The organism is Sandarakinorhabdus sp. DWP1-3-1, from assembly GCF_049896705.1.
In the GTDB taxonomy this organism is placed as follows: domain Bacteria; phylum Pseudomonadota; class Alphaproteobacteria; order Sphingomonadales; family Sphingomonadaceae; genus Sandarakinorhabdus.
Genome location: NZ_JAFCUV010000002.1, coordinates 308,005 through 322,968, shown reverse-complemented (window position 1 = coordinate 322,968; position 14,964 = coordinate 308,005). Strand labels below are relative to the sequence as shown.

Below are 14,964 nucleotides of genomic sequence, written 5' to 3'. Positions count from 1 at the left end.
ACAATGGCTACCGCAGTCACTGCCAACCGCGCCGAACTGATCGCCATCGCCGACGCGGTGGCGCGCGAAAAGTCCATCGACCGGACCATCGTCATCGAGGCGATGGAAGACGCCATCCAGCGCGCCGCCCGTGCCCGTTATGGCGCCGAGAACGACATCCGCGCCAAGATCGACCCCAAGGGCGGCGAAACCCGGCTCTGGCGCGTGCTCGAAGTGGTCGAGGAGCCCGAGGATTTCTTCAAGCAGGTGTCGCTGAAGGACGCGCTGAAGAAGGACAAGACCGCGGCGCTCGGCGATTTCATCGTCGATCCGCTGCCGCCGGTGGAATTCGGCCGCATCGCCGCCCAGGCCGCCAAGCAGGTCATCGTGCAGAAGGTCCGCGATGCCGAGCGCGACCGCCAGTATGAGGAATTCAAGGACCGCGCCGGGGAGATCATCACCGGCCTCGTCAAGCGCGCCGAGTTCGGCCATGTCGTCGTCGACCTGGGGAAAGCTGAAGGCGTCATCCGCCGCGACCAGCAGATCCCGCGCGAAGTGCTGAAGCCCGGTGATCGCGTCCGCGCGCTGATCGCCAGCGTCCGCCGCGAACCCCGCGGTCCGCAGATCTTCCTGTCGCGCGCCGCCGGTGATTTCATGAAGAAGCTGTTCGCCCAGGAAGTGCCCGAAATCTACGACGGCATCATCGAGATCAAGGCCGTCGCCCGCGATCCCGGCAGCCGTGCCAAGATCGGCGTCATCAGCCGCGATTCGAGCATCGACCCGGTCGGCGCCTGCGTCGGCATGAAGGGCAGCCGCGTCCAGGCGGTCGTCCAGGAATTGCAGGGCGAGAAGATCGACATCATCCCCTGGTCGCCCGATGTCGCGACCTTCGTTGTCAACGCGCTGCAGCCCGCCGAGGTCAGCAAGGTGGTCATGGACGAGGAAGACAATCGCATCGATGTCGTCGTTCCCGATGACCAGCTTTCGCTTGCCATCGGCCGCCGCGGCCAGAATGTTCGTCTCGCCAGCCAGCTGACCGGCCGTCAGATCGACATCATGACCGAAGCCGACGAGTCGGAGCGCCGCCAGAAGGAATTCACCGAGAAGTCGGCGATGTTCGAAAGCGAGCTCGACGTCGACGAGACGCTGGCGCAGCTGCTGGTCGCCGAAGGCTTCAGCGAGCTGGAAGAAGTCGCCTATGTCGACCTGTCGGAAATCGCCGCCATCGAAGGTTTCGACGAGGATCTCGGCGGCGAGCTGCAGAAGCGCGCCATCGAAGCGCTCGAGCGCCGCGAAGCCGCCGCCCGCGAGGAGCGCACTGCGCTCGGCGTCGAGGACGATGTCGCCGCCATCGAGGGGCTGACCGAGGCCATGCTCGTGGCGCTGGGCAAGAAGGGCATCAAGACGCTCGACGACCTGGGCGACCTTGCCACCGACGAGCTGGTGTCCAAGAACATCGGCGTGCTGCGCGACTTCGGCATTTCCGAGGATGACGGCAACCGCATCATCATGGCCGCGCGCGCGCATTGGTTCAGCGATGAATCCGCCGGGGAGGACGCACCCGCGGATGGAACACGATGAGCATCTGACGGCCGACACTGCCAACGTTTTGGGCCCTGCCGATGCAGGGCCCGAGCGTCGTTGCGTCCTGACCCAGGCGCATGGCCCCCGTGCGTCGCTGATACGGCTTGCCGTCGGACCCGACGAGCAGGTCGCGCCCGATTTCAACGGCAAGCTGCCGGGCCGCGGCGCCTGGATCGTCGCCGATCGCGCCATACTCGACGCCGCGATGACAAAGGGCAAGTTGAAGGGCGCGCTCGCCCGCGCCTTCAAGTCCAATGCGCTCAGGTTACCCGAAGACCTTGCCGACCAGATCGCCGCCGGGCTGGAACGCCGCGCGCTCGACCGGCTGGGCTTGGAAAATCGCGCCGGCAACCTGATATGGGGACATGAACGCATCGGCGAGGCGATCATCAAGGGCAAGATACGGCTGCTGATTCACGCCGGCGACGCCCGTCCCGACGGCGTCGGCAAGCTGGAGGCCAAGCGCCGCGGGGCCTCCCCCGGCACGCCATCCATCGTGCTGCCCGTTGGACGGGACCAATTGTCGATGGCCCTTGGCCGCGAGAATGTTGTACATGCCGCGATATCCGACGCTGTCAGCGCCGCGCGGGTGATGCAGGCGCTGGAACGCTGGGCAGCCTTCAACGGCGGCAAGGTGCACAAGGCAGACGACGAAGATGACGAAGAACAGGTCGCAGCGGCAGTTGCCGTGGCGGCCGCTGAAAGGCATTAGGCACGACTTGATGAGTGACGACAACAAACCCAAGCTCGGCATGCGAGCCCCCCTCGGCCTGAACAAGGCCGTCGAAGTGGGCAAGGTGAAACAGAGCTTCAGCCATGGCCGCACCAAGCAGGTCGTCGTGGAAGTGAAACGCGCGCGCGTGCTGCATCGCCCCGGCGATCCGGCACCCGTCGTCGAAGCGCCGGCACCCGTTGCCGCGCCGACGCCGCCGCCGGCTTCGCCGGTTTCGGCACCCGTGGCCCGCGCGCCGGAGCCGACGCCGGCTCCGGTTGCAGCGCCGACTCCGGCCCCGGTTGCGGCGCCGACTCCGGCGCCGGTGGCTGCCGCCCCGGCCCCCGAAGTCACGCCTGCGGCCCCCGCGCGCCCGGTGCCGCCGCCGGTGATGTTCCGCCCTGTCGAGCGCCAGCCGGCCCCGCAGCCCAAGGCGCCCGAGCCGGCGCCCGTCGTTGCCAGGGTCGAAACGCCCGCTCCGGCCCCGACGCCAGCGCCCGCCGCCGCACGCCCAGCTGTCAAGCCGCCGGTGCGTCCGCCGGTCCAGGAACAACGCCGCCCGGCCGCCACCGACCTGATGACCCGGCAGGAGCGCCAGGCGCTGTTGCTGCGCCAGGCCGAGGAAGACCGCCTGCGTTCGGCCGAGGAAGCGCGCATCCGCGAGGAAGCCGCCAGGGCCGAAGCCGCCGAAGCCGAGCGCCAGCGCCTCGAGGAGAAGCGTGCCCGCGAGGAAGAAATAGCCACCCGTCCCGATCCGGTGCCGAGCGACACGCCACAGACGCTGGTCGAGCTCGACGAGGAAGAGGAGCGGCTGCGCGTCCGCGCGCTGCCGGGTCGCAAGCCCGACCTCGCCGCCAAACCGGCCCGCCTGCGCATGGGCGACGATCGCCGCCAGTCGGGCAAGCTGACCGTCACCCGCGCGCTCGACTCGGATGACAGCGTCCGCACCCGTTCGCTCGCCGCGCTGCGCCGCGCCCGTGAAAAGGAACGTGGCCGTCTGGGGTCGCAGGCCAAGCAGGTCCGCGACGTCACTGTTCCCGATCGCATCACGGTCGCCGAGCTGGCGCACCGCATGGCCGAGCGCACGTCGAACGTCGTCCGCCTGCTCGCCCGCATGGGCGTGCCGTCGGCGGCCGTCGACGAGATAGACCAGGATACCGCCGAGCTGGTGCTGACCGAATTCGGCCACAACATCGTCCGCGTGTCCGAATCCGACGTCGAGATCGGCATGGTCGGCGGCGCCGATGTCGATGATCACCTGCTGCCGCGGCCGCCGGTCGTCACCATCATGGGCCATGTCGACCACGGCAAGACGTCGCTGCTCGATGCGTTGCGCGGCACCAATGTCGTCAAGGGCGAGGCCGGCGGCATCACACAGCACATCGGCGCCTATCAGATCACGACCAAGTCGAAGGAGAAGATCACCTTCCTCGACACGCCGGGACACGAGGCCTTCACCCAGATGCGCGCCCGCGGCGCCAGCGTGACGGACATCGTCATCCTGGTGGTGGCGTGGGACGACGGCATCATGCCGCAGACCATCGAGGCCATCCAGCACACCAAGGCTGCCGGTGTTCCGATGATCGTCGCCATCAACAAGATGGACAAGACCGGCGCCAATGCGGAAAAGATCCGCCAGGCGCTGCTGCAGTACGACGTGCAGGTCGAATCGATGGGCGGCGAGGTCCAGGATGTCGAAGTTTCGGCGACCCAGAAGACGGGGCTCGACGAGTTGATCGAGAAGATCCTGCTGCAGGCCGAAATCCTCGAGCTGAAGGCCAACCCCGATCGCGCCGCCGAAGGCAGCGTCATCGAAGCGCGTCTCGACAAGGGCAAGGGCGCGCTGGCGACGGTGCTCGTCCGCCGCGGCACGCTGAAGCGTGGCGACATCTTCGTGATGGGCCAGGAATGGGGCAAGGTCCGCGCGCTGGTCGACGACAAGGGCACCCAGGTAAAGGAAGCCACGCCTTCGATGCCGGTGGAAGTGCTCGGGTTGACAGGTGTTCCCGCCGCCGGTGACCCCGTCACCGTCGTCGAGAGCGAAGCCCGGGCCCGCGAGGTCGCCGACTATCGCGCCGGCCTCGCCAATGCCAAGCGCATCGAGCAGGAACCAGCCAACCTCGAGACGATGTTCTCGGTGCTGCGCCAGGCCAAGGCCCAGGTCTATCCGCTGGTCATCAAGGCGGATACGCAGGGGTCGGCCGAAGCCATTGCCGGGGCGGTCAACAAGATCTCGACCGATCTCATCAAGGCAAAGGTGCTCGCCGCCGGCGTCGGTGGCATCACCGAATCCGACGTGACGCTCGCCAAGGCCAGCGGCGCGCCGATCATCGGCTTCAACGTTCGCGCCAATGCCAAGGCCCGCGAGATCGCCCAGCGCGATGGCGTGGCGCTGAAATATTACGACGTCATCTACGACCTGATCGACGAAGTGAAGGCGGCGATGGCCGGCCAGCTGGGTCCGGAGGCACTGGAAACGGTCGTCGGCCGCGCCCAGGTGCTCGAAGTCTTCCAGGCCGGCAAGACCGGCAAGGCGGCCGGTATCCGCGTCACCGAAGGCTTCATCAAAAAGGCCCTGCGCGCCCGTGTCATGCGCGACGATGTCATCATCTACACGGGTGTCATCGCCTCGCTGCGCCGCTTCAAGGATGATGTCGCCGAGGTCAAGGCCGGCCTCGAATGCGGTATCACGCTGGAAGCGTCCTCGGACGTCAAGGCGGGCGACGTGGTCGAGACTTATGAAGTCGAGATGCGGGATCGGACACTCTAGCGCGGCCGTGCGCAGCGACCCGATTGCGCAGCGATCGGGGAGCAGTGCGCGGACTCGCGCGCGAGCGGCCGGCGGGGCGGCCGGATAACTCCGCCCGAACCCGTCCGACGGCGCGGCTTTGCCGCGACGCCCTTCTTTTTACTTTGAGCTAGGCATAAGTTTCACCATGGCCCGTGCCACCCCCGATTCCCAAGGCCGTTCGATTCGCCTCCAGCGCATCGGTGAACAGGTGCGCCATGCGCTCGCCGACGTCATCGGCCGCGGCGAGCTGCGTGACGAGTTGTTGCAGCGGACCATCGTGTCGGTCAGCGAGGTTCGCGTTACCGCCGACCTGCGCCACGCCACGGTGTTCATCAAGGCGCTGGGTGGCGGCGACGACCAGGCCGTCGTCAAGGCGCTGGCCAGCCACGCCCGATATCTGCGAGGCGAGGTCGCCCGCCAGATGGTCACCAAATACACCCCCGACCTGCGCTTCCGCGCCGACGAAAGCTTCGACGCCGGCGCCCGCATCGATGCCATCCTGCGCCAGCCGTCGATCGCTCGCGACCTGGAGCCGGCCGCCAAGCCGCGTCGCCTGTCGGACGTGCGCAACGAGGAAGACGCGCTTGACGACGACGGCTGAGCTGCACGTCCCGCTCGCCGACGGCACGCTGCGACTGGAACCGCTGGCCGAGACGCATCGCGAAGGCCTGCGCGCCGCCTGCGCCGCCGATAGCGAAATCTGGGCGATCTATTCGGTGTCGCTCCATGGCGACCATTTCGATCCCGGCTTCGCCATGCTGCTCGGCCGCGCCGCCTATACCGTGTTCGACGGCGACACGCTCGTCGGCTGCACGTCCTGGTACGACCATGACGCGCCGAACCACGCCGTCGCCATCGGCTTCACCTATCTTCACCCGGCAGTGCGCGGCAGCGGCTTCAACCTGCGGCTGAAGCGGCTGATGATCGGCCATGCCCGCGCCTGCGGCATCGTCCGCATCGTCTTCGATGTCGACGTGCGCAACACCCGCTCGCAAGCCGCGGTGCGCAAGCTCGGCGCTCGCCTCGACGGCATATTGCGTTCCAACAAGATCACCTGGACCGGCCATGTCCGCGACACCTGCGTCTTCTCGCTGCTGCCGGGCGAGGGATCCGACCTGCTTCGCGACGCATCTTGACCATCAACGGCTGGATCATCCTCGACAAGCCGCTGGGCCTGTCGAGCGCCCAGGGCGTGGCGGCGGTGAAGCGCATTGTGCGGGGTGTTGGCATCCGCCCTGATCGCATCGGCCATGGCGGCACGCTTGATCCGCTGGCCACCGGCGTGCTGCCGATCGCCATCGGGGAGGCGACGAAGCTCGCCGGGCGGATGCTCGATGCCACCAAGGGCTATGACTTCACGGTCAAATGGGGGGTGGCCACCACGACCGAGGACGCCGAGGGTGCCGTCGTCACCACGTCGGACCTGCGGCCGACCGAAGCCGCCGTCGCCGCGATCCTGCCGCGCTTTACCGGCCCGATCGCCCAGGTGCCGCCAGCATATTCCGCGCTGAAGATCGACGGCCAACGTGCCTATGCCCTGGCGCGGGCGGGCGAAACGGTGGAGCTCGCCACGCGTCATGTGACAATCCACGACCTGCACCTGCGCGAATCGACCCCCGAAGACGCGACCTTTTCGGCAACGGTATCCAAGGGCACCTATATTCGCAGCCTCGCCCGCGATCTTGCGCTGGCGCTGGGCAGCGTCGGGCATGTCACCATGCTGCGCCGCACCCGCGCCGGGCCGTTCCGGCTCGATCAGGCGATATCACTGGACAAATTCGAGTCGCTGGTGCAGGGGGCGCAGCTAGAACAGGTTCTCCTGCCACTGATGGCGGGGCTGGACGACATCCCGGCTCTCGCTATCGATCCCGAACAGGCGGCGGCACTCCGACAGGGGCGCAGGCTTTTCGGGCACCCCGCCTCACCCGGCACCTATCTCGCCTGCCTCGGACCTGTTCCCGTGGCGCTGGTCGAGATCGACCCAGAAGCGGTCCGGGTGCTCCGCGGGTTCAACCTCGAATAACAGGAGTATCCGATGTCGATTACCGCAGAACGCAAGGCCGACGTCATCAAGGGCAATGCCCGCGCCGCCAACGACACGGGTTCGCCCGAAGTCCAGGTCGCCATCCTTTCGGAGCGCATCGCCAACCTGACCGAACATTTCAAGACGCATGCCAAGGACAATCACAGCCGTCGCGGCCTGCTCGTCCTCGTCAACAAGCGCCGCTCGCTGCTCGATTATCTGAAGAAGATCGACAGCGCGCGTTACACCGATCTCATCGCGAAGCTCGGTCTTCGCAAGTAACCCGAACGGCCCCCGAACGGGGGCCGTTCGTCTATCCGGGTGCCGGCGATGGTCGCGGGCCCCGGACGGCAGGCACGGACCGCTGACGCGGCTGCCCGCCACACAGGCCGCGGGCCTGCAACCAGCCCGCACAGCGTTGCGACAATAGGGTCGCAGCGCGCACACGAAAGACGAACCATGTTCAATATTCATAAGCAGGAAATCGAATGGGGCGGCCGCAAGCTGACCCTCGAGACCGGCCACATCGCGCGCCAGGCCGATGGCGCCGTCCTCGCCACCTATGGCGAAACCGTCGTGCTCTGCGCCGTCACGGCCGCCAAGAGCGTCAAGGAAGGCCAGGATTTCTTCCCGCTGACCGTTCATTACCAGGAAAAATATTCCGCCGCCGGCCGCATCCCGGGTGGCTTCTTCAAGCGCGAGCGTGGTGCCACCGAGCACGAAACGCTGACCAGCCGCCTGATCGATCGCCCGCTGCGCCCGCTGTTCCCGGAAGGTTTCTACAACGAGATCAACGTGATCGCCCAGGTGCTGAGCTATGACGGCGAGAACGAGGCCGACATGGTCGCGATGATCGCTGCATCGGCCGCGCTGACCCTCTCCGGCGTGCCGTTCATGGGCCCGATCGCTTCGGCGCGCGTCGGTTTTGTCGATGGCGAATATATCCTCAACCCGACCAAGGCGCAGATCGCCGCCGGTCGTCTCGATCTCGTCGTTGCCGGCACCCATGACGCCGTGATGATGGTCGAATCCGAAGCCAAGGAGCTTTCGGAAGACGAGATGCTCGGCGCCGTGATGTTCGCCCATCGCGGCATCCAGCCGGTGATCGATGCGATCATCGGGCTCGCCGAAAAGGCTGCCAAGGACCCCTGGGAACTGGCCCTGCCCGACAACACCGCGATGCTGGCCCAAATCCGCAAGGCTGTCGGCAAGGACATTACCGCCGCCTACAAGCTGACCAAGAAGTCGGATCGCCAGCAGGCGCTCGGCGATGCCAAGGCCAAGATGAAGCCGCTGTTCGCGGATGCCGACAGCGCCACCCAGCAAAAGGCCGGCAAGCTGTTCAAGAAGCTTGAGGGCGAGATCGTCCGCGGCGCCATCCTGAAGGACGGCAGCCGCATCGACGGTCGCGACACCAAGACCGTGCGCCAGATCGAGGCGATGGTCGGCTTCCTGCCGCGCACCCATGGTTCGGCGCTGTTCACCCGCGGCGAAACCCAGGCGATCGTTTCGACGACGCTCGGCACCGCCGATGCCGAGCAGATGATCGATGGACTCGATGGCCTGCGTTACGAACGCTTCATGCTGCACTACAACTTCCCTCCGTACTCGGTGGGTGAAGTCGGTCGCTTCGGCGCTCCCAGCCGCCGCGACATCGGCCATGGCAAGCTTGCCTGGCGCGCCGTCCATGGCGTGCTGCCGACGAAGGAAGCGTTCCCCTATACGATCCGCGTGCTGTCCGACATCACCGAGTCGAACGGTTCGTCGTCGATGGCCACCGTCTGCGGCGCCAGCCTCGCGCTGATGGACGCCGGTGTCCCGTTGACGCGCCCCGTTGCCGGCATCGCCATGGGTCTGATCCTCGAAGGCAAGAACTTCGCCGTCCTGTCCGACATCCTGGGTGACGAAGATCACCTGGGCGACATGGACTTCAAGGTTGCCGGCACCTCGGAAGGCGTCACCGCCCTCCAGATGGACATCAAGATCGCCGGCATCACCGAGGAGATCATGCGGGTCGCGCTGGACCAGGCCAAGGCCGGTCGTGCGCACATCCTGGGTGAAATGGCCAAGGCGCTCGATCACACCCGCGAAGAAATGTCCTCCCACGCGCCGCGCATCGAAACGATGCAGGTGCCCAAGGACAAGATTCGCGACGTCATCGGCACCGGTGGCAAGGTCATTCGCGAAATCGTCGCGACGACCGGCGCCAAGGTCGACATCGAGGACGACGGCACCGTCAAGATCGCGTCTTCGGATCCGGAAAAGATCGCCGCCGCCCGCAAGTGGATCGAAGGCATCACGATGGAAGCCGAGGTCGGCAAGATTTACACCGGCAAGGTCGTGTCGATGGTCGATTTCGGTGCGTTCGTGAATTTCATGGGCGGCAAGGACGGCCTTGTCCACATCTCGGAAATCAAGAACGAGCGGGTCGCCAACGTCAAGGACGCGCTGACCGAAGGCCAGCAGGTCAAGGTCAAGGTCCTCGCCGTCGACGAACGCGGCAAGGTCCGCCTGTCGATGCGCCTCGTCGACCAGGAAACCGGCGAGGAAATCGCCGACACGCGTCCGCCGCGTGAAGGCGGCGACGACCGCGGCCCCCGTGGTGATCGCGGCCCGCGCCGTGATGGCGGCGGCCGTGACGACCGTGGCCCGCGCCGCGATGGCGGCGATCGTGGCCCGCGTCGTGACGGCGGCGACCGTGGACCCCGCAGCGAAGGCGATCGCAGTCCCCGTCCGGAGCGTGCGCCGCGTGAAGACGCTCCCCAGGAAGGCGGCAGCCTGCCCGACTTCCTGACCGGCTCACGCGACTGATCTTCGGCCCAGGCTGAATTGGAAAAGGGCTGCCCCGAAAGGAGCGGTCCTTTTTCACGTCATTGACTCACGTGCACGGCGCAACGCGTCTACCGGACCAGCCTTCCGGACGCGAGTTTACCGCGGGGCGGGCCGGCCATCGCGCGTCGCCGCAAAATCGACGACGCACATCGACCCATAAACCGGATGCGGACCGCAGCCGACGCCGGCATGGCGAAAGCGCGGGTCGAAGATCACGGCGCGATGCCCGCGGTTGGCGACGCCATCGTCGATAATCAGCTGGCGCACCACGGCGATCGGGTTGTTCGACCCATAGGCGATGGTTTCGGCGACATAGACGCCGCCGCCGCGCCGCGCGACACGATCGCTGGGGCTGCCGCCGTCGGCGGAGATATGCCCGACTTCGCCACGCCTGCTCTGCGCCGCGACATGGTCGACGGCGGCGAGCGTCAGCACCTCGGCTTCGGCCAGCGGCGACAACGGCGGCTGGCGCTCGACGAAGCGGATCGCCTCGTCGACGGCGCGCACACCCTCAACCGTGGTGCGATAGCCCGGGTCCGCCGGGTCATCGACGACCAGCCCGCGGAAGCTGCGGCGATAATCACGCAACACCTGCGCATAGGCCTGCGGCTGGGTGCGTGCATAGTTGATCTCGTCGAGAACCGCCGCATCGAGGGTGAGCGACGCGGCCGGGCTGCCGGCCAGCATCGCCATCACCGCCACTGCCAGCATCCGCATCCGCTACCTCGTCGATCCCCGCAGCCGTTACGCACGATCGCGGCTGAACCGGCGATGGCTGGCGGAATCAATCGATGCGGTAGTGGATCGGCTTGAAGCTGCCATTGTTCGATTGCAGCGCCGAACAGGCCGTCAGCCCGATGATCAAGTCGGTTTCGGCTTCGAGCACGATCCGGTCGCCGGCCTTGCTTAGCGGCGGCAACACCTTCAATTCGCCGGTCGTGCCGTCGACGGGCACGTTCATGAACAGGTTGAACGCCACCGGAATGCGATCCGGCACGATGCCATAGGGCGCCAAGGCCTCGGCCAGGTTGCCGAAACAGCCCCGATGCGGCTGTTCATCGCCATAGATGATGCGGAACGTATCGCGCGAGCACGGCGTCAGCAGGAAATCATGACGGCCGACCGTATCTTCGACGATCCGCAGCAGGATGTTTGACCGGTTCGAATAGATGGGATCGGGCGTCGTCAGATAGATGCGGCTGAGATAATCGAGCGTCCGGCCCGACGAGATCACCTCGTCGATGTCGTCCCGCACGAAGGCCAGCAGGTCGGCGACCTGTTCGCCCTGCGGATCGATGACGGTCAGCCGCTGGCCGCGATCGAGCGTGAAGGCCGCGCCGCTGCGCGGCGGAATCTCGTGCATCAGGCCTGTTCCATCTCGGCACCGGCACCGCGCCCGGCATAGGGGCATTTCCAGTCGCTGCCGACGGCCCGGCCGCTGTACTGGCGTGCTTCCGACGAATCGCCGTGGCGTGCCAGCATCGGATTCATCGAGCCGGCAAGCGCCTCGTCGCGCTGCAGTATCTTGGCGCGCAGCCCCTCATAGCGCTGCTGCCGGCGCAATTCCTCGAACTGGTCGTGGAGGTTGAACACCAGCGCCGGACGTTCGAAACGCCGCGCCGGCCGGCTGGCGCCAGGATGCAGGCCGACGACGAAAAACGCCTCCCCGCCAAAACTCAGCGAGAAATGCGGATCGTCGGGATCGTCGCTGACCCGCGGGTCGTGCGGCTGGCCGAACCAGATCGCGTCCTTGTCGGACAGCGACTGGACGCGCTCCCACAAATGCTGCTCGAACACCGACTCCTCGATTTCATCGGGGCCTTCGAAGACGACAACAAGGGACTGGAACAGTTCAGGCTCGGCGCGATAGTCGTTGGCGAGCGCGGTCAGCTGGGGCAGGATCCGCAAGTCGTCCCAGGCCGAGGTCAGGCTGCGGGCCACGACAATGCGCATGCGGCCCTTGCCAAGCGCCGACTTCGCGCCGACGCAGGGAAATTCGGGATTGCGGACGAACTCGCGAAACCTTTCCGCGAGCGGGTGGTCGTTGTGGGGGATCATGAAAGTCTCCTGACCACGCGAAACCAACAAGGACGCCAGATGTTCCCTTGCATGAGCCCCCTGTGGCCGTGCGCCGCGCATGATGGACTTGCGCTTTGTTCACAGTTGGGCCTTACAACAGCGCAATGCGCGCGGGGGCGCCAAGCTGGATTCAAAGACAATGCTCAACGGGCTGAAACAGATTGCGATGGGCGGCCGCCAGGTGTGGCCGCTGGTCGAAGGCGGCAAGGGCGTCGCCGCGACCAACCATCTGTCGTCGGGCGCCTGGGCCTTGGCCGGCGGCGTCGGCACGATCTCCGCCGTCAACGCCGACAGCTATGATCCGACCGGCCGCATCATCCCCCAGGTCTATCGCGCGCTGACCCGCCGCGAACGCCACGAGGAACTGGTCGATTATGCCATCGAAGGCGCTGTCCAGCAGGTGCAGCGCGCCTATGACATGGCATCGACCGAACTGCAGCGCGGCATCGGCGCCATCAACATCAACGTGCTGTGGGAAATGGGCGGCGCCCAGCGCGTGCTCGAAGGCGTGCTGGCGCGCACCAAGGGCCTCGTCAACGGCGTCACCTGCGGCGCCGGCATGCCGTACAAGCTGAGCGAAATCGCCGCCCATCACGAAGTTTACTATTACCCGATCATCAGCAGTGCCCGCGCCTTTCGCGCGCTGTGGAAACGCGCCTATTCCAAGGCGTCCGAATGGCTGGGCGCGGTCGTTTATGAAGATCCCTGGCTTGCCGGCGGCCACAACGGCCTGTCGAATGCCGAGGACCCGCGCGTGCCGCAGGACCCGTTCCCCCGCGTCCGCGACCTGCGCGCCACGATGCGCGAGGCCGGCATCCCCGATTCGACCCCGATCATCATGGCCGGCGGCGTATGGGCGCTGCGCGAATGGACCGACTGGATCGACAACCCGGAGCTCGGCCAGATCGTCTTCCAATTCGGCACAAGGCCTCTGCTGACCCAGGAAAGCCCGATCCCCGAAGGTTGGAAACAGCGGCTGATGACGTTGGAGGAAGGCGACATCCTCCTCCACAAATTCTCGCCGACCGGATTTTACTCGAGCGCAGTGCGCAACCCGTTCCTGCGCAACCTCGAGGGCCGTTCCGAACGCCAGGTCGCGTTCTCCACGACGGCAACGGGCGACCACCAGTTCCAGCTCGACGTCGGCGTCGGTCGCAAGAATTACTTCGTCACCCGCGACGACCTGCTGCACGCCCGCAGCTGGTACGGCGCCGGCTATACCGAGGCGCTGAAGACCCCTGACAACACGCTGATATTCGTGACACCGGACGACAAGGCGGTGATCCGCAAGGACCAATCGGACTGCATGGGCTGCCTGTCGCAATGCGGCTTTTCGAGCTGGGCCGACAACGATACCAACACCACCGGGCGACTCGCCGACCCGCGCAGCTTCTGCATCCAGAAGACGTTGCAGGACATCGTCCATGGCGGCGATACCGAGCAGAATTTGATGTTCGGCGGTCATTCCGCCTTCCGCTTTGCCAAGGACCCGTTTTACTCGAACGGTTTCGTACCAACCGTGAAGCAGCTCGTCGACCGCATCCTGACCGGCGACTGATCGCGGTTTAACCTTTGCGCTCGCGCTGGCGAATGACCGGGCTGTGGCAGGTCGCTCGCAACATGTGACGGCACCGGGCCGGGAAGGTGGCAGCGATGTTGGCGGCATTTGCATCGCTTGCCGTTGTCCCGTCGAACCCTAGGCTGGCGGCGATGACCGGCATTGCCGATACCGATCCGCACGGCTGGGGTGCGCTGATGTCGGCCGCCCAGGCCGGCGAGGCGGCGCCCTATCGCCGCCTGCTCGCCGAACTGCGGCCCTGGTTGCTGCGCTATTTCGCCCGCCGCTTGCCGCCGTCGGCGGTGGAGGATGCCGTGCAGGACACGCTGGTCGCCATCCATGCCAAGCGCCACACCTGGGATCCGGCGCGCCCGTTCGGGCCGTGGCTCGCCGGCATCGCCCGCTACAAATGGATCGACCGGCTGCGCAGTGCCGGGCGCCACGCCGCCGACGCACTGCCGGAGACGCTGTCAACCCCCGACCATGAAGCGGCGGTTACCAGCGCCGCCGCGCTGCGCGGGCTGATGGCGACGCTGAAGCCGGCACAAGCGGAGGTGATCCGGCTGGTCAAGATCGACGGCCTGTCGATCGAAGAAGCGGCGGCGCGCACCGGGCAGTCGGTGGCGCTGGTCAAGGTCAACATCCATCGCGGCCTCGGCCGACTGGCGCGATTGGTCGAAGGTAGCAACGATGCCGACTGAACTGACGCCGCGTGACCTGCTGATCGACGGGCTGGTGGCCGACCTGCGCCCGGTGCAGCCGCGCCGCTGGACCCGCGACGCGCTGCTGATCGTGGCGCTCATCCTGGTCGAGATTCCGCTGCTCATCGCCCTGCGCGGCATGCGGCCCGACATGCCTGCGGCAATGGGCGAGATGGCGTTCTGGTGGAAGCTGGCGGCGCTGGCGAGCTTTGCCGGCCTGTCAGGCGCGGCACTGCTGGTCTCGCTCGACCCGGCGGTGACCAACGGCCCGCGGCTGGCCCGGCTGTGGCGGGCGCTGGCCATCGTCGTGCCGGTGGCGCTGGGGCTCGGCTGGTTGATCGACGCGGCGACGCGGGGGCCGTCGCTCACCGCGCGGCTCGACTGGCGGGAGGGCGTGGATTGCCTCATCAGCATCTTCCTCCTGTCGCTGCCGATGATCGCCGCGCTGGTGGTGCTGATGCGGCGCGGCGCACCGACGAGGCCCGAACAGACGGCGCTGGCGGCCGGGCTGGCGGCGGCAGGCTTTGGCGCCTTCATCTTCGGCTTTCACTGCAGCCATGACGACCCGCTTTACGTCGCGGTCTGGTATGGCGGCGCCGTACTGGTGGTGGCGCTGCTCAGCCGCTGGCTGCTGCCGCGGCTGGTGCGCTGGTAACGGCCAGCCGCGAGCTGCGGCAAGGATCGGCCCGCCCGGGCCGGCCTGGA

General features: G+C 66.8%; 14 protein-coding genes. 11 read left to right on the top strand and 3 right to left on the bottom strand.

Going from position 1 to position 14,964, the window contains the following annotated elements; translation table 11 throughout:
- The first annotated feature begins 3 nt into the window (after nucleotides 1-3).
- The 8 genes from nusA (at nucleotide 4) to pnp (ending at nucleotide 9,900) form a co-directional block, all read left to right on the top strand.
- Nucleotides 4-1,560, top strand: coding sequence for a transcription termination factor NusA (nusA, locus tag ACP7AI_RS10970; protein ID WP_426167248.1), 1,557 nt, complete (start codon nucleotides 4-6; stop codon nucleotides 1,558-1,560).
- Nucleotides 1,547-2,275, top strand: coding sequence for a DUF448 domain-containing protein (locus ACP7AI_RS10965; protein WP_426167246.1), 729 nt, complete (start codon nucleotides 1,547-1,549; stop codon nucleotides 2,273-2,275). The genes nusA and ACP7AI_RS10965 overlap by 14 nt, the downstream gene beginning before the upstream one ends.
- A gap of 10 nt (nucleotides 2,276-2,285) precedes the next feature.
- A complete protein-coding gene (infB, locus tag ACP7AI_RS10960; protein WP_426167244.1) occupies nucleotides 2,286-5,045 on the top strand; it encodes a translation initiation factor IF-2 in 2,760 nt (919 codons plus the stop codon).
- A gap of 166 nt (nucleotides 5,046-5,211) precedes the next feature.
- On the top strand, nucleotides 5,212-5,667 hold the full coding sequence (gene rbfA / locus ACP7AI_RS10955) for a 30S ribosome-binding factor RbfA (RefSeq protein WP_426167242.1): 456 nt from the start codon (nucleotides 5,212-5,214) through the stop codon (nucleotides 5,665-5,667).
- The gene (locus ACP7AI_RS10950; RefSeq protein ID WP_426167240.1) at nucleotides 5,651-6,202 is read left to right on the top strand and encodes a GNAT family N-acetyltransferase; all 552 of its coding nucleotides are present in this window, start codon (nucleotides 5,651-5,653) and stop codon (nucleotides 6,200-6,202) included. Before rbfA ends, ACP7AI_RS10950 begins: the two co-directional genes overlap by 17 nt.
- A gap of 2 nt (nucleotides 6,203-6,204) precedes the next feature.
- A complete protein-coding gene (gene truB, locus ACP7AI_RS10945; RefSeq protein WP_426168313.1) occupies nucleotides 6,205-7,089 on the top strand; it encodes a tRNA pseudouridine(55) synthase TruB in 885 nt (294 codons plus the stop codon).
- A 12-nt stretch (nucleotides 7,090-7,101) separates the two neighbouring features.
- Nucleotides 7,102-7,371, top strand: coding sequence for a 30S ribosomal protein S15 (gene rpsO, locus ACP7AI_RS10940; protein WP_426167238.1), 270 nt, complete (start codon nucleotides 7,102-7,104; stop codon nucleotides 7,369-7,371).
- A gap of 177 nt (nucleotides 7,372-7,548) precedes the next feature.
- Nucleotides 7,549-9,900: a polyribonucleotide nucleotidyltransferase gene (gene pnp, locus ACP7AI_RS10935; RefSeq protein WP_426167236.1), complete on the top strand. Its 2,352-nt coding sequence runs from the start codon at nucleotides 7,549-7,551 to the stop codon at nucleotides 9,898-9,900.
- Between the two features lie 117 nt (nucleotides 9,901-10,017).
- Here the strand turns inward: pnp and ACP7AI_RS10930 are convergent, their stop codons facing one another.
- From ACP7AI_RS10930 to gntA, 3 genes are all read right to left on the bottom strand, one after another.
- A complete protein-coding gene (locus tag ACP7AI_RS10930; RefSeq protein ID WP_426167234.1) occupies nucleotides 10,018-10,638 on the bottom strand; it encodes a CAP domain-containing protein in 621 nt (206 codons plus the stop codon).
- A gap of 67 nt (nucleotides 10,639-10,705) precedes the next feature.
- Nucleotides 10,706-11,284 (bottom strand): DUF1989 domain-containing protein, encoded by a 579-nt coding sequence (locus ACP7AI_RS10925; protein WP_426167232.1) that lies wholly within the window; start codon nucleotides 11,282-11,284, stop codon nucleotides 10,706-10,708.
- Complete coding sequence (gene gntA, locus ACP7AI_RS10920; RefSeq protein ID WP_426167230.1) at nucleotides 11,284-11,979, bottom strand: guanitoxin biosynthesis heme-dependent pre-guanitoxin N-hydroxylase GntA; 696 nt, start codon at nucleotides 11,977-11,979, stop codon at nucleotides 11,284-11,286. Before gntA ends, ACP7AI_RS10925 begins: the two co-directional genes overlap by 1 nt.
- A 160-nt stretch (nucleotides 11,980-12,139) precedes the next feature.
- On the opposite strand from gntA, the gene ACP7AI_RS10915 reads away from it, so the two are divergent.
- The 3 genes from ACP7AI_RS10915 to ACP7AI_RS10905 all read left to right on the top strand — a co-directional run bounded on the left by ACP7AI_RS10915 (nucleotide 12,140) and on the right by ACP7AI_RS10905 (nucleotide 14,914).
- A complete protein-coding gene (locus tag ACP7AI_RS10915; RefSeq protein WP_426167228.1) occupies nucleotides 12,140-13,558 on the top strand; it encodes an NAD(P)H-dependent flavin oxidoreductase in 1,419 nt (472 codons plus the stop codon).
- 95 nt (nucleotides 13,559-13,653) lie between these two features.
- Nucleotides 13,654-14,259 carry a sigma-70 family RNA polymerase sigma factor gene (locus tag ACP7AI_RS10910; RefSeq protein WP_426167226.1) on the top strand — a complete coding sequence of 202 codons (606 nt, stop codon included), beginning with the start codon at nucleotides 13,654-13,656 and terminating at the stop codon, nucleotides 14,257-14,259.
- Nucleotides 14,249-14,914, top strand: a complete 666-nt coding sequence (locus ACP7AI_RS10905; RefSeq protein WP_426167224.1) for an NrsF family protein — start codon at nucleotides 14,249-14,251, stop codon at nucleotides 14,912-14,914. The genes ACP7AI_RS10910 and ACP7AI_RS10905 overlap by 11 nt, the downstream gene beginning before the upstream one ends.
- The last annotated feature ends 50 nt before the right edge of the window (nucleotides 14,915-14,964 follow it).

What these genes read in the sequence shown, in the direction of transcription:
- ACP7AI_RS10905 (WP_426167224.1), top strand. Translation starts at nt 14,249, where the DNA reads ATGCCGACTGAACTGACGCCGCGTGACCTGCTGATCGACGGGCTGGTG.
- ACP7AI_RS10915 (WP_426167228.1), top strand. Translation starts at nt 12,140, where the DNA reads ATGCTCAACGGGCTGAAACAGATTGCGATGGGCGGCCGCCAGGTGTGG.
- ACP7AI_RS10925 (WP_426167232.1), bottom strand. Translation starts at nt 11,284, where the DNA reads ATGCACGAGATTCCGCCGCGCAGCGGCGCGGCCTTCACGCTCGATCGC.
- gntA (WP_426167230.1), bottom strand. Translation starts at nt 11,979, where the DNA reads ATGATCCCCCACAACGACCACCCGCTCGCGGAAAGGTTTCGCGAGTTC.
- ACP7AI_RS10910 (WP_426167226.1), top strand. Translation starts at nt 13,654, where the DNA reads ATGTTGGCGGCATTTGCATCGCTTGCCGTTGTCCCGTCGAACCCTAGG.
- ACP7AI_RS10965 (WP_426167246.1), top strand. Translation starts at nt 1,547, where the DNA reads ATGGAACACGATGAGCATCTGACGGCCGACACTGCCAACGTTTTGGGC.
- rbfA (WP_426167242.1), top strand. Translation starts at nt 5,212, where the DNA reads ATGGCCCGTGCCACCCCCGATTCCCAAGGCCGTTCGATTCGCCTCCAG.
- rpsO (WP_426167238.1), top strand. Translation starts at nt 7,102, where the DNA reads ATGTCGATTACCGCAGAACGCAAGGCCGACGTCATCAAGGGCAATGCC.
- nusA (WP_426167248.1), top strand. Translation starts at nt 4, where the DNA reads ATGGCTACCGCAGTCACTGCCAACCGCGCCGAACTGATCGCCATCGCC.
- pnp (WP_426167236.1), top strand. Translation starts at nt 7,549, where the DNA reads ATGTTCAATATTCATAAGCAGGAAATCGAATGGGGCGGCCGCAAGCTG.
- ACP7AI_RS10930 (WP_426167234.1), bottom strand. Translation starts at nt 10,638, where the DNA reads ATGCGGATGCTGGCAGTGGCGGTGATGGCGATGCTGGCCGGCAGCCCG.
- infB (WP_426167244.1), top strand. Translation starts at nt 2,286, where the DNA reads ATGAGTGACGACAACAAACCCAAGCTCGGCATGCGAGCCCCCCTCGGC.